Source organism: Streptomyces thermospinosisporus, from assembly GCF_039526425.1.
Classification (GTDB): domain Bacteria; phylum Actinomycetota; class Actinomycetes; order Streptomycetales; family Streptomycetaceae; genus Streptomyces; species Streptomyces thermocarboxydovorans.
The window spans coordinates 96,158-120,788 of sequence record NZ_BAAAIZ010000001.1 but is presented as its reverse complement, the minus strand read 5'-3'; the positions used below and the strand labels follow the sequence as shown (position 1 = coordinate 120,788).

Annotated in this window: 17 protein-coding genes and 2 pseudogenes; 7 read left to right on the top strand and 12 right to left on the bottom strand. The window is 71.7% G+C overall.

Annotated features, from left to right (window positions below; genetic code table 11):
- Window positions 1–1,730 (top strand): annotated as a pseudogene (locus ABD207_RS00510) (hypothetical protein); the annotation flags it as partial.
- Window positions 1,731–1,816: 86 nt separating this feature from the next.
- Here the strand turns inward: ABD207_RS00510 and ABD207_RS00505 are convergent.
- The 10 genes from ABD207_RS00505 to ABD207_RS00460 all read right to left on the bottom strand — a co-directional run bounded on the left by ABD207_RS00505 (window position 1,817) and on the right by ABD207_RS00460 (window position 15,003).
- Window positions 1,817–3,589 carry an IucA/IucC family protein gene (locus ABD207_RS00505; protein WP_344009023.1) on the bottom strand — a complete coding sequence of 591 codons (1,773 nt, stop codon included), beginning with the start codon at window positions 3,587–3,589 and terminating at the stop codon, window positions 1,817–1,819.
- Window positions 3,586–4,119, bottom strand: coding sequence for a GNAT family N-acetyltransferase (locus tag ABD207_RS00500; protein WP_344009021.1), 534 nt, complete (start codon window positions 4,117–4,119; stop codon window positions 3,586–3,588). Before ABD207_RS00500 ends, ABD207_RS00505 begins: the two co-directional genes overlap by 4 nt.
- The gene (locus ABD207_RS00495) at window positions 4,116–5,393 is read right to left on the bottom strand and encodes a lysine N(6)-hydroxylase/L-ornithine N(5)-oxygenase family protein (RefSeq protein ID WP_344009019.1); all 1,278 of its coding nucleotides are present in this window, start codon (window positions 5,391–5,393) and stop codon (window positions 4,116–4,118) included. Before ABD207_RS00495 ends, ABD207_RS00500 begins: the two co-directional genes overlap by 4 nt.
- Complete coding sequence (desA, locus tag ABD207_RS00490) at window positions 5,377–6,819, bottom strand: lysine decarboxylase DesA (protein ID WP_344009017.1); 1,443 nt, start codon at window positions 6,817–6,819, stop codon at window positions 5,377–5,379. The genes ABD207_RS00495 and desA overlap by 17 nt, the downstream gene beginning before the upstream one ends.
- A 170-nt stretch (window positions 6,820–6,989) precedes the next feature.
- Entirely contained in the window at window positions 6,990–7,862 is an 873-nt protein-coding gene (locus ABD207_RS00485) for a siderophore-interacting protein (RefSeq protein WP_344009015.1), read from the bottom strand.
- Window positions 7,863–7,999: 137 nt separating this feature from the next.
- Complete coding sequence (locus tag ABD207_RS00480; RefSeq protein WP_344009013.1) at window positions 8,000–9,040, bottom strand: ABC transporter substrate-binding protein; 1,041 nt, start codon at window positions 9,038–9,040, stop codon at window positions 8,000–8,002.
- Between the two features lie 265 nt (window positions 9,041–9,305).
- Window positions 9,306–10,466, bottom strand: a complete 1,161-nt coding sequence (locus ABD207_RS00475; RefSeq protein ID WP_344009011.1) for an acyl-CoA dehydrogenase family protein — start codon at window positions 10,464–10,466, stop codon at window positions 9,306–9,308.
- A 6-nt stretch (window positions 10,467–10,472) separates the two neighbouring features.
- A complete protein-coding gene (locus tag ABD207_RS00470) occupies window positions 10,473–11,429 on the bottom strand; it encodes a hydroxymethylglutaryl-CoA lyase (protein WP_344009009.1) in 957 nt (318 codons plus the stop codon).
- Window positions 11,426–13,372, bottom strand: coding sequence for an acetyl-CoA carboxylase biotin carboxylase subunit (locus ABD207_RS00465; RefSeq protein ID WP_344009007.1), 1,947 nt, complete (start codon window positions 13,370–13,372; stop codon window positions 11,426–11,428). Before ABD207_RS00465 ends, ABD207_RS00470 begins: the two co-directional genes overlap by 4 nt.
- Before the next feature lie 14 nt (window positions 13,373–13,386).
- Window positions 13,387–15,003 (bottom strand): carboxyl transferase domain-containing protein, encoded by a 1,617-nt coding sequence (locus tag ABD207_RS00460; protein WP_344000581.1) that lies wholly within the window; start codon window positions 15,001–15,003, stop codon window positions 13,387–13,389.
- 87 nt (window positions 15,004–15,090) lie between these two features.
- On the opposite strand from ABD207_RS00460, the gene ABD207_RS00455 reads away from it, so the two are divergent.
- From ABD207_RS00455 to ABD207_RS00445, 3 genes are all read left to right on the top strand, one after another.
- A complete protein-coding gene (locus ABD207_RS00455) occupies window positions 15,091–15,687 on the top strand; it encodes an SACE_7040 family transcriptional regulator (RefSeq protein WP_344009005.1) in 597 nt (198 codons plus the stop codon).
- 190 nt (window positions 15,688–15,877) lie between these two features.
- Complete coding sequence (locus tag ABD207_RS00450; protein ID WP_167994076.1) at window positions 15,878–17,035, top strand: acyl-CoA dehydrogenase family protein; 1,158 nt, start codon at window positions 15,878–15,880, stop codon at window positions 17,033–17,035.
- A 40-nt stretch (window positions 17,036–17,075) separates the two neighbouring features.
- Window positions 17,076–17,945, top strand: coding sequence for an acyl-CoA thioesterase (locus ABD207_RS00445; RefSeq protein WP_344009003.1), 870 nt, complete (start codon window positions 17,076–17,078; stop codon window positions 17,943–17,945).
- Between the two features lie 102 nt (window positions 17,946–18,047).
- Here ABD207_RS00445 and ABD207_RS00440 read toward each other — a convergent pair whose 3' ends face one another.
- Both ABD207_RS00440 and ABD207_RS00435 read right to left on the bottom strand, forming a co-directional pair.
- Window positions 18,048–18,842, bottom strand: coding sequence for a phosphatase (locus ABD207_RS00440; RefSeq protein WP_344009001.1), 795 nt, complete (start codon window positions 18,840–18,842; stop codon window positions 18,048–18,050).
- A gap of 147 nt (window positions 18,843–18,989) precedes the next feature.
- Window positions 18,990–20,633, bottom strand: a complete 1,644-nt coding sequence (locus tag ABD207_RS00435) for a PucR family transcriptional regulator (RefSeq protein ID WP_344008999.1) — start codon at window positions 20,631–20,633, stop codon at window positions 18,990–18,992.
- Between the two features lie 188 nt (window positions 20,634–20,821).
- On the opposite strand from ABD207_RS00435, the gene ABD207_RS00430 reads away from it, so the two are divergent.
- The 3 genes and pseudogenes from ABD207_RS00430 to ABD207_RS00420 all read left to right on the top strand — a co-directional run.
- On the top strand, window positions 20,822–22,291 hold the full coding sequence (locus ABD207_RS00430) for a sodium:solute symporter family protein (RefSeq protein WP_344008997.1): 1,470 nt from the start codon (window positions 20,822–20,824) through the stop codon (window positions 22,289–22,291).
- A 55-nt stretch (window positions 22,292–22,346) separates the two neighbouring features.
- Entirely contained in the window at window positions 22,347–23,315 is a 969-nt protein-coding gene (gene speB, locus ABD207_RS00425; protein ID WP_344000592.1) for an agmatinase, read from the top strand.
- Window positions 23,312–24,631 (top strand): annotated as a pseudogene (locus ABD207_RS00420) (thiamine pyrophosphate-binding protein); the annotation flags it as partial. The gene speB and the pseudogene ABD207_RS00420, both read left to right, overlap by 4 nt.

The window sequence follows — 24,631 nt, the reverse complement described above, 5'->3', positions numbered from 1 at the left end:
CTGCGGGGTCCGCTGTGGGGTCGGCCGGGGGATCCGGCGAGGGGTTGGCTGCGGGGTCCGTTGTGGGGTCGGCCGGGGGATCCGGCGAGGGGTTGGCTGCGGGGTCCGTTGTGGGGTCGGCCGGGGGATCCGCCGAGGGGTTGGCTGCGGGGTCCGCTGAGGGGTCGGCCGGGGGATCGCCCGACGGGTCCGCTGTGGGGTCCGCCGAGGGGTCGGCTGCGGGGTCCGCTGAGGGGTCGGCTGGCGGGTCCGCTGAGGGGCCCGCCGAGGGATCCGCCGAGGGGGCGTCGGCCGAGGCGCAGGCGGAGGATCGAGCCGCCGCGCAGGCCGAGGCGTTCACCGCGGCGTACGCCGCGATCGTCCGGCTGCACGAGGAGACGGACGGGCTCACCCCGCACCAGGAGGCGCGGCTGCTGCGGCTGCGGGTCACCGCGCTCGCCCTGCGGCTGCAGACCTCGCGGGCCGAGGAGCACATCGCCCCGGTCTTCGACGAGATCGACCTGCTGGACGAGTTCGCCACCCGGCACGACATCCGCAGCCAGATCTCCGGCGCCCGGCTGATGCGCGCCACCACCTATGCCATGTCCGGCGATCTGCCCGCCGCCGTCAGAGAGCTCGACGCCCTCCGCGACCGGCTGCAGGAGCACGGCCCCGCCTGGCATCTGCCCCGCACGCTCGGACTGCGCGGCAAGCTCCAGCTCGGCCTCCGGGACGCCGAGACCGCCTACGCGGACCTGTCCGAGGCGCTGCGCCTGAGCGCCCAGTGGCCCGCCGACGGGGCCGGCGCCGCCCGCGCGCACGGCGATCTGGCCGAGGCCTGCCTGCATCTGGGCCGCCCCGACGAGGCCCTGCGTCACCTGACCCGCTCCGCGGAGCTGGAGATGCGCTGCGGCAGCCGCTTCGCCGCGTTCTGCACCTACAGCGGCGCCGCCCAGCTCACCCTGGACCTCGGCCGGGTCGAGGACTGCATCGCCCTGCTCGACTCGCTGCTGGCCGAACCGGACGCCGCCGCGGGCGAGCTGGACGACCGGCTGCTGGCTCAGCTGCGGCTGACCCGCGCCCGTGCCCTGCACGCGGGCGACGACCTCAAGGCGGCCACTGCCGAGTTCGTGGCCCTGGCCGCCGAGTCGGCAGGCTGGGACGACGACCCCGGAAGCCACGCCGTGATCGCGGCGGAGACGGCCGTGCTCCTCGCCGAGTCGGGCGAGTTCGTCCGGGCCCGTGAGGCCGTGGACCAGGCGCTGGCCGCGCACGCCAGGGATCCGCGCTTCGAGCAGCTCAGCAACTGCCTGCGCGAACTCGCCCGCCTCCAGGCGCAGCAGCAGGGCCCCGACGGTCTGCCCGGCGCCCTCGGCTTCCTCGAGGACGCCGGCCGGGTCGCCGAGGAGGCCCGCGCCGCCGGCTTCCAGGCGCAGGGACGCTCCCTGGACACCGCCCTGGCCTATGAGTACGGCAGGGTCAACGCCTACGCCCGCGCCTATGACGACGCGGTCGCGGCGCTGGAGAAGACGATGGGCCTGCTGGGCGAGCCGGGGCAGGACGCCGAGCAGGCCGGCGAGTGGGCCGAGTGCGTCCGTCTGGCGGCCGTGGTGGAGGGCATCTACCAGGAGCGCACCGCCGCGGCCCTGGCCCGCCTCGACGCGGCGATGGCCCGGCTGCGGCCGCTCGGTCACGCCGAGCACGCCGAGGCGCTGGCGGAGCTGGCCGCCCAGCTGCGCGACGAGGACTGACACCGGCGCCGGAACGCGCTGACGGGCACCCCGGAGGACCGTACTCCGGGGTGCCCGTCCGTCTGGATGCCCGCCTGCGAGGCGGATCAGAACCCGGCGATCGGGTTCCGCAGCGTGCCGACCAGCTGGAGGGCGCCCGAGGGGTCCGCGAGGTCGACCATCTGCTGGTTGTTGCGCAGCTGCAGCCGGTTGAGGCAGGACAGCGCGAACTCCGGGGCGAACATGTCGTACTGCCGGAACTTCTCCGCGAGCTCCGGCCTGGACTGCTGGTACTCGCGGGTGACCTCGGCGACCGTGCGCCAGAAGGTGTCCTCGTCGAGGACGCCCTCGGTGGCGAGGTTCGCGGCCAGGAAGCGGAAGAAGCAGTCGAAGACGTCCGTGAAGACCGACAGCAGCTTCTTGTCCTCCGGGACCTCCACCCGGATGCGGGAGACCTCCGGCGGCAGCACCGCCTCCGGGTCCATCACCGCGATCTCCTCGGCTATGTCCTTGTAGATCGCCCGCTGCACCACGCCGTCCCTCAGCACCAGGATGACGTTCTCGCCGTGCGGCATGAACACCAGGTCGTAGGCGTAGAAGCAGTGCAGCAGCGGGACGTAGTAGGCCCGCAGGTAGCGGCGCAGCCACTCGGCCGGGGCGAGGCCCGACCGCTCGATCAGGGCGCCGGCGACGGACGCCCCCTCGTGGTCCACGTGCAGCAGCGAGGCCATGGTGGCCGGCTGCTCCCCCTCCTTCAGGGTGGGCACGGGGCTCTCCCGCCACAGCGCCGCCAGCATCTTGCGGTAGGGCGAGTAGCGGTCGGTGGCCTGCTCGTACTCCAGGTGCCGGTAGCCGACCGCGGCCCGCTCCCGGATGATCGACAGGCCGGTGGAGCGCAGCACCTCGTCCCGCTCGATCAGCTGCGCCAGCCAGTCGTTGATCGCCGGGGTGGCCTCCATGTAGGCGGCGGACAGCCCGCGCATGAAGCCCATGTTGAGCACCGACAGGGCCGTCTTGACGTAGTGCTTGTGCGGGGCGGAGCGGTTGAAGAAGGTGCGGATGGACTGCTGGGCCAGATACTCGTCGTCGCCCTCGCCGAGCAGCACCAGGTGCCGTCGGGCGACCTCGGCGGCGAAGGTGACGGTGAGCTTGTTCCACCACTGCCAGGGGTGGACGGGGATGAACAGGTAGTCGGCCGGGTCGAGTCCCTGGCCCCGCAGCACGCCGTGGAAGCGCTCGACGGTTTCGGCGCCCAGCTCGTCCCGGACGAAGGGCTCGTACTCGATGCCCACGCCGGCGGTGAACGCGGCCCGTGAGCGGTGCGCGGCCAGCCACACCAGCCGCACCGGGCTGGCCGCCTCGGGCGCGTAGGACAGGTACTCGTGGACGCCGAAGCCGAGCCGCCCGTTGTTGGCGACGAAGCAGGGGTGGCCCTCGGTCATCGAGGTCTCGACGGTCTGGAACTCGGCGCGGGCCAGCTCGGCGGCGGTGACGGGCGGCTTGGTGAGCTTGTAGCAGGTGCTGGAGAGGGTGGAGGAGATCTCCTCCAGGTACACCGGGAGCACCTCGTCGCTCAGGCCGAGGGACTTCTGCAGCTCGGTGAAGAAGTCCAGGGCCGCAAGGGGCAGTTCGGCCCCGTCCCGGTGCCGGGTGATGGAGGCGGCGTCCACCTGCCAGTGGTCGAGGGCGCGGCGGACGGCGGTGAAGCGGTACTCGGTCAGCCCGTTGTCGGAGCGGACGACGTAGCTGCCCTCGCCGGTCCGCTCCGGCTCGATCAGCCGCTCGTGCGCGAACTCGGCGAGCGCCTTGCGGATCAGCTGGCGGCTCGCCCGCTCCCAGTGCTCGGGGGTCAGATGGGCGACGGCGTCGGCGAGGTTCACGCGGCCACTCCCGTCGCCGCGAGGAACTGCTCCCGGGTGCAGAAACTCAGCAAGGCCCTCTTCTCCGGCTTCTGTATCTCGCGCTCGGGCACGAACCCGACCGCCTCGTTCAGCGCGTGCACGGCCTTGTTCGCCACGTCCGGCTCCACCACGACCCGCCGGACGGCCGGGTCCTGGAAGAGGTGCGCCATCACGGCGGTGATGACGGACCGGGTGAACCCGTGCACCGGCCGGTCCGTCGGCGGGGTGAGGAAGTGCATGCCGACGTCGCCGGGCTGCGGCTCATAGAGCCCGGCCAGCTCCCGGTGCGCGGGGACGTACTTCTCCATCAGGAAGGCGGGCGTGCCGTCCTGGTGCAGGCCCAGATACGCGTGGTGGTGCTCGTCGGCGGCGATCTTCATGTACTCGCGCTCGACGTCCTCCAGCCTGGCGTCCTGCATCATCCAGAAGGCGGCCTTGGGGTGGGTCACCCACGCGTGCAGCAGTTCCGCGTCCTTCAGCGGGTCGACGGGACGGAACGTGAAGGTCATACGGCAAACTCCTGGAACGCGATGGTCTTCTCGACCGGGTAGTACTCGGTGCCGAGCAGCTCACGGATGATGTACGAGTTGCGGTAGGCGCCCATGCCCAGGTCGGGGCTGGTGATGCTGTGGGTGTGGACCCCGCCGTTCTGCAGGAAGATCCCCCGGCCGGTGACGTCGATGGCGTAGTTGCGGGCGACGTCGAAGTTGCCCTGCGCGTCGTAGCGCAGCCGCTCGCGCACGGGCCCCAGGAACTCCGGCTCGACGTAGTGGTAGCCGGTGGCGAGGATCAGCCCCTCGGACTCGATCGCGAAGTCCTTGTCCTGCTCCTCCTGGTGGAAGGTGAGGGTGTACGTGCCGTTCTCGTGGCGGGCGCCGGTGAGGGCGGAGTTGGTGAGCAGCCGGGTCGGCACCGGGCCGCCGAGGTTCTTCTGGTACAGCAGGTCGAAGATCTCGTTGATCAGGTCGCCGTCGATGCCCTTGAACAGGCCCTTCTGCTGGTCCATCAGGCGGTAGCGGGTCTGCTCCGGCAGGGCGTGGTAGTAGTCGATGTACTCCGGGGACGTCATCTCCAGCGTGAGCTTGGTGTACTCCAGCGGGAAGAAGCGCGGGGAGCGGGTCACCCAGTTCAGCCGGTAGCCGTGGACGTCGATCTCGCTGAGCAGGTCGTAGTAGATCTCGGCGGCGGACTGGCCGCTGCCCACCAGGGTGATCGACTTCTTCCGCTGGAGCTGCTCCTTGTGCTGCACATAGCGGGAGTTGTGGATGAAGTCGCCGCCCAGGTCCCGGCAGGCCTCGGGGACGTGGGGCGTGGTGCCGGTGCCGAGGACGAGGTGGCGGGCCCGGAAGGTCTCACCGGCGCCGGTCCGCACCACGTACGCCTCGCCGTCGTGGGTGACCTCGGTGACGGTGGTGCCGAAGCGGATGCTGCTCAGTCTGCTCGCGGCCCAGCGGCAGTAGTCGTCGTACTCGACGCGCAGCGGGTAGAAGTTCTCCCGGATGTAGAACGAGTAGAGTCTGCCCTTCTCCTTCAGGTAGTTGAGGAAGGAGAAGGGGGACGTCGGGTCGGCGAGGGTGACCAGGTCCGACATGAACGGCGTCTGCAGGTGGGCGCCGTCCAGGAACATCCCGGCGTGCCATTCGAAGTCCGGCTTGGACTCCAGGAAGACGCCGTCGAGTTCGGCGATGGGCTCGGTGAGGCAGGCCAGGCCGAGGTTGAAGGGCCCGAGCCCGATCCCCACGAAGTCGTAGGTCCTCGTCGAGGTGTCAGCAAGCGCGGTCAAGGGACTCTCCCAGGTACTGCTCGGCGTGGCCGGCGATCAGATCGAGGACGGCCGCGATGTCGGCCGTCGTGGTCTCGGGGTTGAGCAGGGTGAACTTCAGGTAGTGGCGCCCGGCCACCTTGGTGCCCGCGACCACCGCGTCGCCGGAGGCGAACAGGGCCTTGCGGGCGTAGAGGTTGGCGCGGTCGATCCCGGACGGGTCGGTGACGGCCGCGGGGATGCAGCGGAAGACCAGCGTGGACAGGCTCGGCTCGACGACCACGTCGAAGCGCGGGTCGGCGGCGAGCATCCGGAAGCCCTCGGCGGCGAGGTCGCACACCTCGTCGAAGAGCCGGCCGATGCCGTCGGCGCCCATCACGCGCAGCGTCATCCACAGCTTGAGGGCGTCGAAGCGGCGGGTGGTCTGCAGGGACTTGTCGACCTGGTTGGGGATGCGCTCGGCCACCGCGCGCCGCGGGTTGAGGTAGTCGGCGTGGTAGGTGGCGTGCCGCAGCGTGGCGGCGTCCCGCACCAGCACGGCGGAGGAACTCACGGGCTGGAAGAAGGACTTGTGGTAGTCGACGGTGACCGAGTCGGCGTGCTCGATGCCGGCGATGCGGTCCCGGTACTTCAGCGAGGCGAGCAGTCCGCAGCCGTAGGCGGCGTCGACGTGCATCCAGGTGCCGTACTGCTCGCACAGCCCGGCGATCTCCGGCAGCGGGTCGATGGAGCCGAAGTCGGTGGTGCCCGCGGTGGCGACCACGGCCATGGGGACCAGGCCGGACTCCTTGCAGCGCTCCAGCTCGCGGGCGAGGGCGACGGTCTGCAGGCGCTTGTCGTGGTCGACCGGGACCGGGACGACGGCGTCGGGGGCGAGGCCGAGCAGTTTCGCGGACTTCTTCACACTGAAGTGGCTGACCTCGGAGGCGAAGATCCGCAGCTTGGCGAGCGATGCGGTCTTGGCCTCCTCGCGGGCGAGCAGCAGCGCCTGGAGGTTGGACTGGGTGCCGCCGGAGGTGAACACGCCGTCGGCGGCCGGTCCCAGGCCGATGCGGCCGGCCGTCCAGTCGATGAGCTTGCGCTCGATGAGGGTGCCGCCGGCCGACTGGTCCCAGGTGTCCAGGGAGGAGTTGATGGCGGAGAGCACGGCCTCGCCGAGCACGGCCGGGATGACGACCGGGCAGTTGAGGTGGGCGAGGTAGCGCGGGTGGTGGAAGTAGACGGCGTCCCGGAGGTAGAGGTCCTCCAGCTCGTCCAGCGCGGCGGTGCTGTCGCCCAGGGGCTGGTCGAGGTCGATCGCGTCGATCAGCGGGGCCAGGGCGTCCGCGGAGACCCCGCTGAACGGCCTTTCGGTGGTGGCGAGTCTGCCGGCCACCCGCTCGACTCCTTCGATCACGGAGCGGCGGTAGTGCTCCGCGTTGGTGTCGTTGAGCAGGTGCGAGCGCATGTGGGGGTCCTCCGGGGACGGTCCGGTGCGGGAGGGAGCGGAGTTGCCGTGCGTGACGCATGACGCGGCATGACTTAGGTTAGCCTAACCTTAGTCATGCCCGTCGTACCGGCTCCCAAATCGTGACCGTCGTCACGCCGCAGACGGTGACGGACCGTCAACTCTCCTCTCTACTCGCCCTGTTCGCGCAGCTGCTCCTCGGTCAGCCCGCGCCGCCAGTAGCCCACGAAGGTGACGCGCCGGCGGTCGGTCCCGCGCTCGTCGACGAAGTGCCGCCGCAGCGCCTTCACCCCCGACGACTCGCCCGCGATCCACACGTACGGCCGTGCGGCGGGCGGCAGTTGTTCCTGGCGGATGCTGTCCAGGGCCATGGGAACGTCCGGGGCCGCCCCGAGCCCGTCCCGCACGAACCAGGTGATCTCGGCCTCCGCCGCGGTCGTCAGATCGTGCACGTCCCCGGTGTGCGGCACCTCCAGCCAGGCCCGGACCGGGGTGCCTGAGGGCAGCGCCTCGAGCACGGCGGCGGTGGCGGGCAGGGCGGTCTCGTCCGCCCACAGCAGGATCAGATCGGTGCCCTCGGGCGGACGGAAGCGGATGGCCCGGTTGTCGGCGACGGCGGGACCGAGCAGCAGCACCCGGTCGCCCGCGGCGGCCCGCGCCGCCCAGCGGGAGGCGGGGCCCGCCGCCACGCCGCCCCCGCCCTCGACGCCGTGCAGCACGAAGTCGATGTCGACCTCGGTGGTCAGCCCCGCGGCGTCCGTGCGCAGCCCGCGGAGGGTGTACGAGCGCATCACCGCCCGCACGCCGTCGGGCAGTTCACGCCAGGCCTGCCACCAGCCGTCGCCCAGTTCGACCGGGACGACGGGCTGTTCCTGCCCGGGGTGGGGCAGGAACAGCGACAGCGACTGGTCGAGCCCCCGCGAACGGAACTCGCGCAGCTCGGGCCCGCCGAAGGTGACCCGGACCAGGGACGGCGTGAGCCGTCTGGTGCGCAGCACCTGCAGGTCGAAGAAGCGGAACGGACTGGCCACGGCGGTGGTCATGCGGGGCTCCAGTGGGGGCGGGGGAGGGGGCCCGCGTCAGTGCGCAGGGGGACGGCGCGGATTGCGCGACCGGCCGCGAGTCACCCCGCGGCCGGTCCGTCGTCCGTCCCGTGCGCCCGACGACTGCCGGACCCGGCTCAGCTGACCTTCTTGGCCTTCTCGAGGGCGGCGGCGAGGTTCTCCACCAGCGGCACGCACTTGTCGTACGACAGGATCGGCTCCGCGGAGCGCGGGATGACCTGGCCGGCCTTGACCGCGGGCAGCTTCTTCCAGGTCGCCTCGGTGATGTCCTTCGGCTGGATCGCCGACGTACGGTCGTCCATCATGATGATGTCCGCCTTGTACTTGTCGATGTTCTCCCAGCTCAGGCTCTCGAACCAGCCGCCGGTGTCCTTCTTGGCCTCCTCGGACGGCTCGACGAAGTTCACGCCGAGGGCCTTGAAGTACTCGAGGTCGGCGGAGAGGTTGCTGCCGGAGACGTAGAACAGCTCCTGGCTCGCGGAACCGGCCATCACCTTGATGTCCGGGTTGGCCTTGGCGGCCTTGCGCAGCCGGGCGGAGGCCTCCTCGAAGCGCTTCTTCGCCTCGACGACCTTCGCGGCCTTCATGTCGGCGCCCAGGGACTCGGCCAGCTCCCACATGCGCTGCAGCGGCTTGGTCAGCTGACGGTCGTAGACGGAGATGGCGACGCTCGGCGCCAGCTTGGCGATCTTGTCCTTGGACTTCTCGGGGACGTACCAGAGGGTGCCGGCGCTGTCGAAGGTGGTGGAGATGAGGACGTCGGGCGCGAGCGCCGCGTACTTCTCCACGTTGAACTGGTCCCAGACGTTGCCCAGGATGGTCACCTTGCTGATGTCCATGTCGCCGGCCTGGACATCGGCCTTGCCGTCCTTGGTCCTGGTCGGGCCGAAGACGCCCTTGACCTCGATGCCGTAGTCGTACAGGGCGGCGGCGACACCGGTGAACGCGACGATGTTCGCGGGCACCTTGCCGAGCTTCACGGTCTCGCCGCGGTCGTCCTGGTAGGTCCACGGGCCGGACCTGGCCTCGCCCTTCGAGCCCGAGCCGCTGTCCTTCTTGTCGTCTCCGCAGGCCGTGAGCACGGCCCCGAGTCCGAGGGCGCCGCCGGCGGCGAGCAGTCCGCGACGGGAGAAGCGGGCGGTTCTGGCATTCGACATGGGCGGGTCTGCTTTCGTGCGTACGGAGCCGGCGGATGCACGCCGATGCCCCCCGACTGGAAACAAGCTTAGGGTAGCCTAACCTCATCTCCCGTCCCAGAGGGCGCCCATCCCCATCGACGTGATCCCGATCACCCGGGAGCGGCGATAGGGAACAGGGCGTCAGACGGCACCGGTGCCGGGGCTCATGCAAGGCGGGTCCGCACCGGGCGCACCCGGCGCGGACCCGCGCACAGCAGACCGTTGCTTGAGCAGACCCGGAGACTCAGCCCGCGAGCCCCAGTTCGCGGGCGATCAGCATGCGCTGGACCTCGCTGGTGCCCTCGCCGATCTCGAGGATCTTGGAGTCGCGCCACATGCGGGCGACCGGGTACTCGTTCATGAAGCCGTAGCCGCCGTGGATCTGGGTGGCGTCGCGGGCGTTGTCCACCGCGATGGTCGAGGAGTAGAGCTTCGCCAGGGCCGCCTCCTTCTTGAAGGGCTCGCCGGCCACCAGGCGGCTGGCGGCGTCGCGCCAGGCCAGGCGGGCGGTGTGGGCCTTCATCTCCATGTCGGCGATCTTGAACTGGATCGCCTGGTTGGCGCCGATCGGGCGGCCGAAGGCGTGGCGCTCCTTGGCGTACTTCACCGACTCGTCGACGCAGCCCTGGGCCAGGCCCGTCGCCAGCGCCGCGATCGCGATGCGGCCCTCGTCGAGGATGCGCAGGAACTGGGCGTAGCCCCGGCCCTCCACGCCGAGCAGGTTCGACTTGGGGACGCGGACGTCCTGGAAGGACAGCTCCCGGGTGTCGGAGGCGTTCCAGCCGACCTTGGAGTAGGGGGCCGCCACCGTGAAGCCGGGGGTGCCGGACGGGACGATGATCGACGAGATCTGCGGCTTGCCGTCGGGCTTGCGGCCGGTGACCGCGGTGACCGTGACCAGACCGGTGATGTCCGTGCCGGAGTTGGTGATGAAGCACTTGGTGCCGTTGATGACCCACTCGCCGGTCGACTCGTCCAGGCGGGCCGTGGTCCGGGTGGCGCCGGCGTCGCTGCCGCCGTCCGGCTCGGTCAGGCCGAAGGCGCCCAGGATCTCGCCCGAGCACAGACGGGGCAGCCACTCGCGCTTCTGCTCCTCGGTGCCGAAGAGGTGGATCGGCATGGCGCCCAGGGAGACACCGGCCTCCAGGGTGATGGCCACCGAGGAGTCGACCCGGGCCAGCTCCTCCAGGGCCACCCCGAGCGCGAAGTAGTCGCCGCCCATGCCGCCGTACTCCTCCGGGAACGGCAGACCGAACAGCCCCATGCGGCCCATCTCCCGCACGATCTCGTACGGGAACTCATGACGCTCGTAGAAGTCGCCTATCTTCGGCGCCACCACGTCGTGCGCGAACTCCTCGACCGTACGGCGGAGTTCTTCCAGTTCGGGGGAGAGCTTGTGGTCCATGGTCGTTCACTGCTCCTGGTGGGAGAGGGCTCGTACGGTGCGGGACGGGCTGGGTCGGCCCAGGTGCGCGGCCATCCAGACGCTGGTGGCGACCAGACGGCCGAGATCGACCCCGGTGCGGATGCCGAGGCCCTGCAGCATCCACACGAGGTCTTCGGTGGCGAGGTTCCCGGTGGCGGACTTCGCGTACGGGCAGCCGCCGAGGCCGCCCGCGGAGGAGTCGACGGTGGTGACTCCCTGCTGGAGGGCCGTCAGGGTGTTGGACAGGGCCTGGCCGTAGGTGTCGTGGAAGTGGACGCCGATGACGGAGACCGGTACCCCGGCCTCCCGCAGCGCCGTCAGCAGCGCCTGCACATGGCCCGGCGTGGCCACACCGATGGTGTCGCCCAGGCTCAGCTCGTCGCAGCCCATGTCGAGCAGCGCCCGGCAGACCTTCACCACCTGCGGGATCGGGACCGGGCCCTCCCAGGGGTCGCCGAAGCACATCGACAGATAGCCGCGCACGCTCACCTGCTGCGCCTTGGCCCGCGCCACCACCGGCTCGAACATGGCCAGCGCCTCGTCCACCGTGCGGTTGAGGTTGGCCTTGGCGAAGGACTCGGTGGCGCTGGCGAACACCGCGACCCGGCGGGCGCCGAGCGCCAGCGCCCGGTCCAGGCCGCGTTCGTTGGGGACCAGCACCGGCAGCTCCACCGGCAGGTCCGCGACCGCCGGGTAGAGCTGCTCGGCGTCGGCCAGCTGGGGCACCCACTTGGGGTGGACGAAGCTGGTGGCCTCGATGATCTCCAGGCCCGTCCGGGCCAGGCGGCGGATGAACTCCGCCTTCACCTCGGTCGGGACGGTCGCCTTCTCGTTCTGCAGGCCGTCGCGCGCGCCGACCTCGTAGATCCGCACCCGCTCGGGCAGGCCCTCGGCCGGTACGGTCATCGGGAGGCCGAGCGAGCTGGTGTCGGCGGTGGTCATGACTGCGCCTCCTCCTGCGCGGGCTCCTCGTCGGGAGCGATGACCGCCAGGACCTGGTCCATGGCGACCGTGGTGCCGGGCGTCACATCGAGTTCGGTGACCGTGCCGGCGTGCGGGGCGGAGATGACGTGCTCCATCTTCATCGCCTCCACCACCAGCAGGCTCTGGCCCGCGGCCACCTGGTCGCCGACGGCGACCTTCACCACCGTCACCGTGCCGGGCATCGGCGCGGTCAGCGAGTCGGCACCGGCGTGCGCGGCCCGGTTGAGTGACGCGGCCACCGGGTCGTGGTCGCGCACATGCCAGGCATCGCCGTCCCGGCCCAGCCAGTCGGCGGCGCGGTGGAAGGTGTGGGTGATGCCGTCCAGTACCACCGTCACCCGGTCCTCCTCGACCGTGCCCTTGCCGCGCGGGCTGTAGGACACCGGGTCCTGGACCTTCAGCTCGAACGTCACCGGCTTGTGCCGGCCGCCCATCCGCCAGCCGCTCGGCACCGAGAAGGGGTCGGTCCAGCCCTTTCCGCGCGGGCGCAGCGCGTCCAGCCGCACCGCCGCGGCGGCCTCGTAGACCTCCTCGGGGACGTCGGTCACGACCAGGGAGTCCACCTCGCGCTCCACCAGCCCGGTGTCCATGTCGCCGCTGACCACCGCCGGGTGCGCAAGGAGCCGCCGCAGGAACCCGGCGTTGGTCTGCACGCCCAGCGTGACCGTCTCCGCGAGGGCGGCGCGCAGCCGGCGCAGCGCGGTCGCCCGGTCGGGGCCGTGCGCGATCACCTTGGAGAGCATCGGGTCGTAGAGGCTGCCGACCTCCGTGCCCTCGCTGAGCCCGGAGTCGGTGCGCACACCGTTCCCTTGCGGCTCGCGGAGCTTGAGGACCGTGCCGCCGGAGGGGAGGAAGCCGCGCGCCGGGTCCTCGGCGCAGATCCGGGCCTCCACCGCGTGCCCGGTGAGCCGTATGTCCTCCTGGGCGAAGCCCAGCGGCTCGCCCGCGGCCACCCGCAGCTGCCACTCCACCAGGTCCAGGCCGGTGATCAGCTCGGTGACCGGGTGCTCCACCTGGAGGCGGGTGTTCATCTCCATGAAGTAGTAGGACGATGGGTCGCCGCCGGGGACGATGAACTCCACGGTGCCCGCGCCCCGGTAGCCGCAGGAGCGGGCCGCCTGGACGGCCGCCTCGCCCATCGCCGCGCGGGTCGCCTCGTCGAGGAGCACACTGGGCGCCTCTTCGATGATCTTCTGGTGGCGGCGCTGCAGGGAGCACTCGCGTTCACCCAGATGGACGACGTTGCCGTGGGCGTCGGCGAGGACCTGGATCTCGATGTGCCGGGGGCGGTCGATCCACCGCTCGACCAGCAGCGTGTCGTCGCCGAAGGAGGCGCGGGCCTCCCGGCGGGCGGCGGCGATCTCCTCGGCCAGTCTCGCCTCGTCCCGCACCAGGCGCATGCCCTTGCCGCCGCCGCCCGCGGAGGGCTTCAGCAGCACCGGCATGCCGATCTCGCGGGCGGCCTCCACGAGCTGCTCGTCCGTCAGCCCGGCCCCGCTGGAGCCGGGGACGACCGGCACACCGGCCGCCTTCACCGTCTCCTTGGCCCGGATCTTGTCGCCCATCAGGGAGATGGCGTCCGCCGGGGGACCGATGAACACCAGGCCCGCGTCCGCGCAGGCGCGGGCGAAGGCGGCGTTCTCGGCGAGGAAGCCGTATCCGGGGTGGACGGCCTGGGCGCCGGTGCGGGCGGCGGCCTCGAGCAGCCGCTCGACCGACAGATAGCTCTCGGCGGCCGGCGCCGGTCCGATCCGCACCGCCGTGTCGGCCTCCCGGACGTGCCGGGCGCCCGCGTCCGCGTCGGAGAAGACGGCCACCGAGCGCACGCCCATCGACCGCAGGGTGCGGATGACGCGGCAGGCGATCTCGCCGCGGTTGGCCACCAGAACTGTCTCGAACATCGTCGTCCGTCCCCTCACATCCGGAAGACGCCGAACTGGGGGTCACCCAGGGGCGCGTTGGCGCAGGCGGTCAGGGCCAGGCCCAGTACCTGGCGGGTGTCGAGGGGGTCGATGACCCCGTCGTCCCAGAGGCGGGCCGTCGCGTAGTAGGCGTTCCCCTGGCGCTCGTACTGGGCCCGGATCGGGGCCTTGAAGGCCTCCTCTTCCTCCGCGGGCCACTCCTCGCCGCGCGCCTCCATCTGGTCCCGCTTGACCGTCGCGAGCACCGAGGCGGCCTGCTCGCCGCCCATCACCGAGATCTTGGCGTTGGGCCACATCCACAAAAAGCGGGGGGAGTAGGCCCGGCCGCACATCGAGTAGTTGCCCGCGCCGTAGGAGCCGCCGACCACCACCGTCAGCTTCGGCACGCGGGTGCAGGCGACCGCGGTGACCATCTTGGCGCCGTGCTTGGCGATGCCGCCCGCCTCGTAGTCCTTGCCGACCATGAAGCCGGAGATGTTCTGCAGGAACACCAGCGGGATGCCGCGCTGGTCGCACAGCTCGATGAAGTGGGCGCCCTTCTGGGCGGACTCGGAGAACAGGATGCCGTTGTTGGCGACGATCCCCACCGGGTGGCCGTGGATCCGGGCGAAGCCGGTCACCAGGGTCTGCCCGTACTCCGACTTGAACTCGGCGAATCGGGAGCCGTCCACCACCCGGGCGATGATCTCGCGCACGTCGTAGGGGGTGCGGGAGTCGACCGGCACCACCCCGTACAGCCCGGCCGGGTCCACCTTCGGCTCGACGGCCGGCTCGACGTGCCAGGGCGGCTGCCGGCGGGCGGGGAGCGTGGAGACGATGGTGCGCACGATCCGCAGCGCGTGCGCGTCGTCCTCCGCGAGATGGTCGGTGACGCCGGACACCCGTGAGTGCACCTCGCCGCCGCCCAGCTCCTCCGCCGTCACCACCTCACCGGTGGCCGCCTTCACCAGCGGGGGACCGCCGAGGAAGATCGTGCCCTGGTTGCGCACGATCACCGCCTCGTCGCTCATCGCGGGCACATAGGCGCCGCCCGCCGTGCAGGAACCGAGCACCGCCGCGATCTGCGGGATGCCGGCGCCGGACATGCGGGCCTGGTTGTAGAAGATCCGCCCGAAGTGGTCCCGGTCCGGGAACACCTCGTCCTGCATGGGCAGGAAGGCACCGCCGGAGTCGACGAGGTAGACGCAGGGGAGGCGGTTGTCGAGGGCCACCTCCTGGGCGCGCAGATGCTTCTTGACCGTCATCGGGTAGTACGTGCCGCCCTTGACCGTGGCGTCGTTGGCGACGATCACGCACTCCCGGCCGCTGACCCGGCCGATGCCGGCGATGACCCCGGCCGCCGGCGCCTGCCCGTCGTACATCCCGTCGGCGGCCAGCGGGGCGAGCTCCAGGAAGGGCGAGCCGGGGTCCAGGAGGGTGTCCACGCGGTCGCGCGGGAGCAGCTTGCCCCGCGCGGTGTGCCGCGCCCGCGCCTTCTCGCCCCCGCCGAGCGCCGCCGCGGCCAGCTTGGCGCGCAGCTCCTCCACGAGCGCGCGATGCGCCTCCTCGTTGGCCCGAAAGGCCTCCGACGCGGGATCGGCCGCGCTGTGAAGCTCCGGTGCCTCGTGCATCCTTGCGGTCCCCTCACCTTGTTAATGAGCGTTAACGCATTTCCTTCAGGTTAACGACCGCTAACCTCCCTGTCTAGAATCATCTGCATGACCACCAGAACCGACGCCCCCACCCGCCGCGAGCAGATCCTCAAGGAGGCCGCCCGCCTGTTCGCCGAGCGCGGCTTCCACGGCGTCGGAGTGGACGAGATAGGTGCCGCGGTCGGGATCAGCGGACCCGGGCTCTACCGGCACTTCGCGGGCAAGGACGCGATGCTCGCGGAGCTGCTGGTCGGGATCAGCGGGCAGCTGCTCACCGGGGCGAAGCGGCGGCTGGCGGAGGCCGACGGGGTGCCGGCCGAGGAGGTCCTCGACTCGCTGATCGAGGGCCACATCGACTTCGCGCTCGACGACCGTCCCCTCATCACCCTGCACGACCGCGAGCTGGACCGCCTCCGGGACAGCGACCGCAAGCTGGTGCGCCAGCTGCAGCGGCAGTACGTGGAGCTGTGGGTGTCGGTGGTCCGCCGGGTCTACCCGCAGCTGCCCGAGCCCGCCGCCCGCTCGGCGGTGCACTCGGTGTTCGGGCTGCTCAACTCCACCCCGCATCTCGCCCGCCCGGGGTCCCTGCCCGGCCGGGCAGGGACCGCCGAGCTGCTGCACCGGATGGCCCGCGGCGCCTTCGCGGCGGCCGCCCAGGGCTGACCCGGCGCGGCCGCCCAGGGCCGATCCTGGTTGGCCGCCCAGTGCTGACCCAGCCGCGCCGTCCCGGCGGCACTCTGCTCCGGCGTGACGAGCGTTACGGGGTGCACACCCTTTACGGCCGTTGATACTGGCCGGTATCTTCAAGTCTGAGCAAGCGCTTAGACATGACCCTGTTCGTGGAGGTGGCGGAGTGCGCCGTACGGTTTTCAACGAGGATCACGAGGCGTTCCGGGAGACCATCCGCGCCTTCATCGAGGCCGAGGTCGTGCCGGTCTACGACGAGTGGTTCGCGGCCGGCCAGGCGCCGCGCGACTTCTACTACAAGCTCGGCGAGCTGGGCATATTCGGCATCAGCGTGCCGGAGGAGTACGGCGGCGCGGGCCTGGAGACCCACAAGTTCGAGGCCGTCCTGTACGAGGAGACCTCCCGCGCCGGCGTGATGTTCGGCGGCTCCGGCGTGCATGTGCTGCTCGCCCTGCCCTACCTGAAGATGCTCGCCACCGACGAGCAGAAGAAGCGCTTCCTGCCGAAGTTCGTCACCGGCGAGGAGATGTGGGCCATCGCGATGACCGAGCCGGGCACCGGCTCCGACCTCGCGGGCATGAAGACCACCGCCAAGCTCAGCGAGGACGGCACCCACTACGTCCTCAACGGCGCCAAGACCTTCATCACCGGCGGCGTGCACGCCGACAAGGTGATCGTCTGCGCCCGCACCGCGCCGCCCACCGCCGAGGACCGCCGCCACGGCATCTCCCTGTTCGCCGTGGACACCAAGTCCGAGGGCTACTCGGTCGGCCGCAAGCTGGACAAGCTGGGCCTGCGCGTCTCCGACACCGCCGAGCTGGCCTTCGTCGACGTCAAGGTCCCCGTCGAGGACCTGCTCGGCGAGGAGAACAAGGGCTTCTACTACCTCGGCCACAACCTGGCGTCCGAGCGCTGGGGCATCGCCTACGGCGCCTACGCGCAGGCCGCCGCCGCGGTCCGCTTCACCAAGCAGTACGTGCAGGAGCGCACCGTCTTCGGCAAGCCGGTCGCCCACTTCCAGAACACCAAGTTCGAGCTGGCCGCCTGCCAGGCCGAGGTGGACGCCGCCCAGGCCGTCGCCGACCGCGCCCTGGAGGCCCTGGACGCCGGTGAGCTCACCCCCGCCGAGGCCGCCAGCGCCAAGCTCTTCTGCACCGAGGTCGCCCACCGCGTCATCGACCGCTGCCTCCAGCTGCACGGCGGCTACGGCTACATGAACGAGTACCCGATCGCCCGCCTGTACGCGGACAACCGCGTCAACCGCATCTACGGCGGCACCAGCGAGATCATGAAGACGATCATCGCCAAGGACATGGGCCTGTGACCCGTCCTTCGGCTCACCCCGGGGCTCTGATCCGCACCGTATGAGCGAAGCACTGCAGTCCCTCCTCGATCTGCTCGACCTCGAGCGGATCGAGGAGGACATCTTCCGCGGCCGGTCCCGGTCCTCCGTCGTGCCCCGGGTCTTCGGCGGCCAGGTCGCCGCGCAGGCGCTGGTCGCCGCCGGGCGCACGGTCCCCGCGGACCGGCCCGCGCACTCCCTGCACGCATACTTCCTGCGCCCCGGCGACCCCGGCGCGCCCATCGTCTACTCCGTCGACCGCATCCGGGACGGCCGCTCCTTCACCACCCGCCGGGTGGTGGCCATCCAGCACGGCAAGCCGATCTTCCACCTCTCGGCGTCCTTCCAGGCGTACGAGGAGGGCCTGGACCACCAGGAGCCGATGCCCGACGCGCCGGACCCGGCCACCCTGCCCACCGGCGAGGAACGGCTGCGCAGCTATCCGCACCTGCCCGCCGAGACGGTCGAGCGGTTCCTGGAGTCACGGGCCGCCGTCGACCTGCGCTATGTCGACGACCCCCCGTACGGCGACTTCGGGCACCCGCGCGAGCCGCACTCGCAGGTGTGGTTCCGCACCAACGGCAAGCTGGCCGACGACCCGCTGCTGCACGTGGTGCTGGCCACGTACGTCTCCGACATGACCCTGCTGGACTCGGTGCTGCTCGCGCACGGGCGCGGCGGCTGGGCGGTCGGCGACGTGGTGGGCGCCTCCCTGGACCACGCGATGTGGTTCCACCGCCCCTTCCGCGCCGACGAGTGGCTGCTGTACGACCAGCACTCCCCGTCCGCCTCCGGCGGGCGCGGTCTCGGCCAGGCCCGCATCTACACCCAGGACGGCAGGCTGGCCATCTCGGTCATCCAGGAGGGCGTGGTCCGTGTCCCGCGCCGCTGACGGACACGGCGCCGGGCGGGACGGACACGACACCGGGCACCGGTGTCGTGTCCGTGCTCTCGTTCCCTGCTGCTCCTGCTGCTCCTGCTGCTCCTGCTGCTCCTACTGGGCGTCCAGCCCGGCCTCCGCCAGCAGGTACGCCGTCATCGGGTCGTAGTAGCGGGGGCTGACCACGTGGTCGTCGAGGGGGACCACCACCTGGACCGTGCCCTCGGACTCCGCGATGAACAGGGCGGGGTCGTTGCAGTCCGCGTAGCCGACCGAGTCGACGCCGTGCTGCCCGGCGTAGCCCGCCCAGCCGTGGTCGGCGACGACCAGGTCCGGCAGCGGCCGGCCTTCCCGTTCCAGCGCGGTCAGGATCGCTTTCATCGGCTCGCCGGAGTGGGTGTGCCAGAGGGTGGCGCCGTGCTCCAGGACCGCCACGTCCGCGAACTGCATCACATAGCCCTCGTCCGTGGTCAGGCCGTCCGGGATCACCACGATCTCGCAGCCGGCGGCACGCAGCGCGGCGGCCGTGGCCCGGTGCACGTCCAGCAGCCCGCCGGGGTGGCCGGTGGCCAGCAGGACCCGCTGTCTGCCGTCGGCCGCCTTGCGCAGCCGGCCGGCCATGCGCTCCAGCGCGGCGACGGTCAGCTCCGGGTCGATGGTGTCCTGGCCGTACCGGTGCCCCGGGTCGTCGTTCACGCCGACCCGCTCCGCCATCACCGCGAGCACGTCCTGCTCGTCGCTCCAGCGGTCGCCGAGTTCCAGGCCCAGCCAGTAGTGGCGGTCGCCGTTGGCCAGCTTGCGGTAGTGGGAGAGGTTGTTCTCGCGCGGGGTCGCCACATCGCCCGCGATACGGGTGGCGGTCAGATGCTGGATGAGCTCGCTGCGGCTGGGTGTCCCGGATATCGGCATGCACACCATTGTGAGGCAGCGCGGGGCGCCAGTCCCCGGCGTATCGACCGCTGGGACATGCGTCACGTACTCAGACGGCTACGCACAGATACTCATACTCAGATCCGACGGTGATCCGTGATCCGTCCGCCCGATGCGGCGGGTTGGTCAGAACCGCTTCAGCGCGAACCAGAGCTCCATGCGCACGTCCGGGTCGTCCAGGTCGGCGTCGAGCAGGGCGGCGCAGCGGGCGATGCGCTGGCGCACGGTGTTGCGGTGCACGGACAGGGCGACGGCGGTGCGGTCCCAGCTGCCGTGCAGGGAGAGCCAGGTGCGCAGGGTGTCGGTGAGAGCGGGGGAGCCGGCGAGGGGCGCGAGCAGGGCGCGGGCGTGCGCGTCGGCGTCCGGGGGCGGGAGGAGATCGGTGAGCGCGGGACGGTCGCGGTGCCGGACCAGCGGGGCGCGGGTGGCGCGGGCCCGGGCCAGTGCCTGGGCGGCCTGGGTGTCGGCGGCGGGCCAGTCGGCGGGGGCGGCGGGCCCGCTGACGCCGAGGGTCCAGCCGGGCAGGGCCTCCAGCTGCCGGTCCGCGGAGACCAGGACGCGTACGACGTCGTCGGCCAGGTCGACCAGGGGGGAGCCGAGCGCGGCGCCCAGGGCGGAGGCGGCCACGGCGTCCGGGGGCAGGCCGGTGCTCGGCCGGCCGTGCACGATCCGCCGCCGCTCGCTGCCGAGCAGCGGAGCCACGTCCTCCGGGGAGGCCCCGAGAAGCAGCCGCACGAGGGCTGATGAGCGGGCCGCACCGGTGGCGCTCTGCTGGTCGCCGGTGAGCAGGGAGAGCAGGACGGCGGCCACCGAGGCGATGGTGTGGTCGGTGGAGGCGCGGTGCGGTGCGGCCACGGCCAGCACGAAACCGTTGTCCGTACCGAGGGCGTAGGCGGCGAGGTGGGTGCCCGCGAGTGTGTCCGTGGCGCTGGAGGGGTGTGGTCCCACCGGGCCCACTGGATCGGCGGGGGTGTCCTGGGCCCTCGCGGCGGCGGAGGAGGCCCGGTCGCCCGCGGCAGCGGGGGAGGCATGGCCGCCCCCGGCGCCGGAAGGTGCCCGCCCGCCCGCGGCCCCGGAGAAGGTACGGCCGCTCGCCGTGGCGCCGGCAGGCTCCTGGTATGCGGCCGGTCCCGGGCGTACCACCGAGGCCAGCCGGGCCATGCCCGACCGCACCTCGGGGGGCGGCTCACCGCCCGCCGAGGCCAGCGCGGTGTTCTCCGGGCCGAACAGCACCGCGTGCCCGTCCAGGCGGCGGGCCAGCTGGCGCAGCACCGCCGGGATCGGGTCCGGCCGGGACGCCGCGGCGGCCAGGCTCTGCTGGGCCTCGGTGACCCGGCGCAGCTCGGCCACCCGGGCGCGGGCCATCAGCTGCCACACCGCGCGGGCCACGCCGGAGAACGTGGTGCGGGGCGGGACCTCCAGGAGCGGAAGGCCGTGCAGGTCGCAGCACTCGGTGAGCGCCGCCGGAACCGCGTCGTGCAGCGGGGCCAGGCCGAAACCGAGCGCGGCGCCGCCCGCCGCCACGATCCGGGAGACATAGGCGTCGAAGTAGCCGGTGCCCGCACCCTCCGGGATGTGCACACCGGCCGTGAGCAGCAGCTCCCCGCCATGCAGGTACGGGTACGGGTCCGCCATCTCCGAGGTGTGGACCCAGTGGATCACGGCCCCCGGATCGGCGGGCCCGGCGACCTGGCGCAGGCCCAGGTCCTCGCGGGCCAGCAGGGCTTCCAGCGGGATGGGCGGGGTCGGGGGGACCGCGGGTTCCGGCATGGTGGACGTTTCCTCCACTCCGTTCGGTCCAGGATGGATGAAACGTACACTTCGCAGACGCTTTTCGGCCACCTAGGGTCGCTTCAGACCGGCAGGCCGCGGGTACGGGCGGATGTCCCCGCGCCGCCCCCGCCGGAATCCCTTCCATCAGCACGACACGCCACTGAGAGTGCGTGAAGGAGGCCCCCATGGCCGTGGACTACCTGGTCATCGTCGTCTATCTGGCCGGCATGCTGGCCATGGGCTGGTGGGGCATGCGCCGCGCCAAGTCCAAGAGCGAGTTCCTGGTGGCGGGCCGCCGTCTGGGCCCCGCCATGTACTCCGGCACCATGGCCGCCATCGTCCTGGGCGGCGCCTCCACCATCGGTGGTGTGGGCCTCGGCTACCAGTACGGCCTGTCCGGCGCCGGAATGGTCTTCACCATCGGCCTCGGCCTGCTCGCGCTGAGCATCTTCTTCTCGGCCCGCATCGCCCGCCTGAAGGTCTACACCGTCTCCGAGATGCTCGACCTGCGCTACGGCGGCCGGGCCGGCGTGATCTCCGGTGTGGTGATGTGGGGCTACACGCTGATGCTGGCGGTGACCTCCACCATCGCCTACGCCACGATCTTCGACGTCCTCTTCGACATCAACCGCACCCTCGCGATCGTGCTGGGCGGCTCCATCGTGGTCGCCTACTCCACGCTCGGCGGCATGTGGTCCATCACGCTGACCGACATGGTGCAGTTCGTCGTCAAGACCATCGGCGTGCTGCTTCTGCTGCTGCCGATCGCCGTCGTCAAGGCGGGCGGCTTCAGCGAGATGAAGGCCCAGCTGCCCACCGAGTACTTCGACCCGCTGGGCATCGGCGGGGAGACGATCTTCACCTATGTGCTGATCTACACCTTCGGCATGCTGATCGGCCAGGACATCTGGCAGCGCGTGTTCACCGCCCGCAGCGACGCCACCGCCAAGTGGGGCGGCACCGTCGCCGGCACCTACTGCCTGGTCTACGCCCTCGCCGGCGCGGCGATCGGCACCGCCGCCAAGGTGATGTACCCGAAGCTCGCCAACCCCGACGACGCGTTCGCCACCATCGTCAAGGACGAGCTGCCCGTCGGCGTCCGCGGCCTGGTGCTCGCCGCCGCCCTCGCCGCCGTGATGTCGACCTCCTCCGGCGCCCTGATCGCCTGCGCCACCGTGGCCAACAACGACATCTGGGCCCGGCTGCGCGGCATCGTCCGGCCCTCCGGCGAGGTGCACGACGAGGTCAAGGGCAACCGCGCCTTCATCCTGGTCATGGGCCTGGCGGTGATCGCCACGGCCATCGCGCTCAACGACGTCGTCGAGGCGCTGACCGTCGCCTACAACCTGCTCGTCGGCGGGCTCCTCGTGCCGATCCTCGGCGGGCTGCTGTGGAAGCGCGGCACCGCGCAGGGCGCGCTCGCCGCGGTGGCCGTCGGCGGTGTGGCCGTCATCGGCCTGATGGCCGGTTACGGCATTCTCGCCAACGAACCCATCTACTACGGTCTGCTGGCCTCCCTCGCCACCTACGTCGTGGTCTCCCTGGCGACCCCGCCGACCGACGCCGCCGTCCTCGCCGCCTGGCGCGAGCGCCTCGCCGGGCGCGGAGCCCCCGAAACCGAATCCGTGTCCGAAACCGTGCCCGCGGCCCAGTAAAGTCGAGGGGCAAGCAGTACATACGCGACGAAGCGTAGGAAAGAAGGCAGTTTTTATGAGCAGCACCGAGACGCCCCGCGGCCCTGTCGACTCGTCCCGCGTCCCGCGGTACGCGGGTCCCGCGACCTTCGCCCGGCTGCCGCGCCTCGACGAGGTCGGCACCGCCGATGTCGCCGTGGTGGGCGTGCCGTTCGACTCCGGCGTCTCGTACCGGCCGGGCGCCCGCTTCGGCGGCAACGCCATCCGTGAGGCGTCCCGGCTGCTGCGCCCCTACAACCCCGCGCAGGACGCCTCCCCCTTCGCCCTCGCCCAGGTCGCCGACGGCGGCGACATCGCGGTGAACCCGTTCAACATCAACGAGGCGGTGGAGACCATCGAGGCCGCCGCCGACGAGCTGCTCGGCACCGGCGCCCGCCTGATGACCCTCGGCGGCGACCACACCATCGCGCTGCCGCTGCTGCGCTCGGTGGCGAAGAAGCACGGCCCGGTCGCGCTGCTCCACTTCGACGCCCACCTGGACACCTGGGACACCTACTTCGGCGCCGAGTACACCCACGGCACCCCGTTCCGGCGGGCCGTCGAGGAGGGCATCCTCGACACCTCCGCCCTCTCCCACGTCGGCACCCGCGGCCCGCTCTACGGCAAGCAGGACCTCACCGACGACGAGAAGATGGGCTTCGGCATCGTCACCTCCGCGGACGTCTACCGCCGCGGCGCCGACGAGGTCGCCGACCAGCTGCGCCAGCGCATCGGCGACCGCCCGCTGTACATCTCCATCGACATCGACTGCCTCGACCCCGCCCACGCGCCGGGCACCGGCACCCCGGAGGCGGGCGGCATGACCTCCCGCGAGCTGCTGGAGATCCTGCGCGGGCTCGCCTCCTGCAACCTGGTCTCGGCCGACGTCGTCGAGGTGGCGCCCGCCTACGACCACGCCGAGATCACGTCCGTCGCCGCCTCCCACACGGCGTACGAGCTGACCACCATCATGACCCGTCAGATCGCGGAGGCCCGCGCCAAGTGACGCACGACCACGACCTGGTGCTCCGCCCCACCCCGTCCCAGACGGAAGCAGCGCTGAACCCTCCCCCCGGCCGCAACGGCGGAGACCTGGTCGTGGAGACCCTGGCCGGGCTGGGCGCGACCACCGTCTTCGGCCTGCCCGGCCAGCACGCCCTCGGCATGTTCGACGCCCTGCGCCGCTCCGACCTGCGCTACATCGGGCTGCGGGTGGAGAACAACGCGGGCTTCGCGGCCGACGCCTACGGCCGGATGACCGGCGAGGCGGCCCCGCTGCTGCTGTCCACCGGCCCCGGCGCGCTCACCTCGCTGGCCGCGCTGCAGGAGGCCGCGGCGGCCTCCGCCCCCGTGCTGGCCATCAGCAGCCAGATCCCCACCGCCGGCCTCGGCGGCGGACGCCACGGCTACCTCCACGAACTGCCCGACCAGGCGGCCTCGTTCCGGGGCGTGGTGAAGTCCGTCCACACGGTCCGTACGCAGTCCCAGATCCCGTCCGCGATCGCCGCCGCCTGGAAGTCGGCGCTGACCGCCCCGCACGGCCCGGTGTGGGTGGAGATCCCGCAGGACGTGCTGCTCGCCGAGGCGCACCTGCCGGTGGTGACCGCGCTGGACGCCACCCCCGACGAGCTGCCCCCGCGCCCCGAACTGACCGCCCTGGCCGCCCACTTGCTGTCCACGGCCGAACGGCCCGCGATCATCGCCGGCGGGGGAGTGGTCCGCGCGGACGCCTCCGGCAAGCTGCGGCAGCTCGCCGAGCGGCTCCAGGCACCGGTCGTCACCACCTTCGGCGGCAAGGGCGCCTTCCCCTGGAACCACCCCCTCTCCCTCCAGTCGTGGCTGGAGGACCGGCACACCACCGACTTCCTGGAGGACGCCGACGTCCTGCTGGTGGTCGGCTCCGGCCTGGGCGAACTCTCCTCCAACTACCACACCTTCAGGCCCCGCGGGCGGGTCATCCAGATCGAGGCCGACCTCGGCAAACTCGAGTCCAACCACCCCGGCATCGGCATCCACGCCGACGCCCGCCTCGCCCTGACGGCCCTGCTCGAGACGGTGGAACCCCGCCGGGACGACACCGCCCCGGACCGAGTCCGCTCTCTGCTCTCCAAGGTCTCCGCCCGCATCGCCGCCCAGGATCTCACCCTGGAGCAGGAGATCCTGGCCTCGGTCCGCCGCGCCCTGCCCGCCGACGCCCCCTCCTTCTGGGACATGACGATCCTGGCCTACTGGGCCTGGTCCGCCTTCGACGCGGGCGGCCCGAACCTGCTGCACTCCGCCCAGGGCGCCGGCGGCCTCGGCTACGGCTTCCCCCCCCCCCCC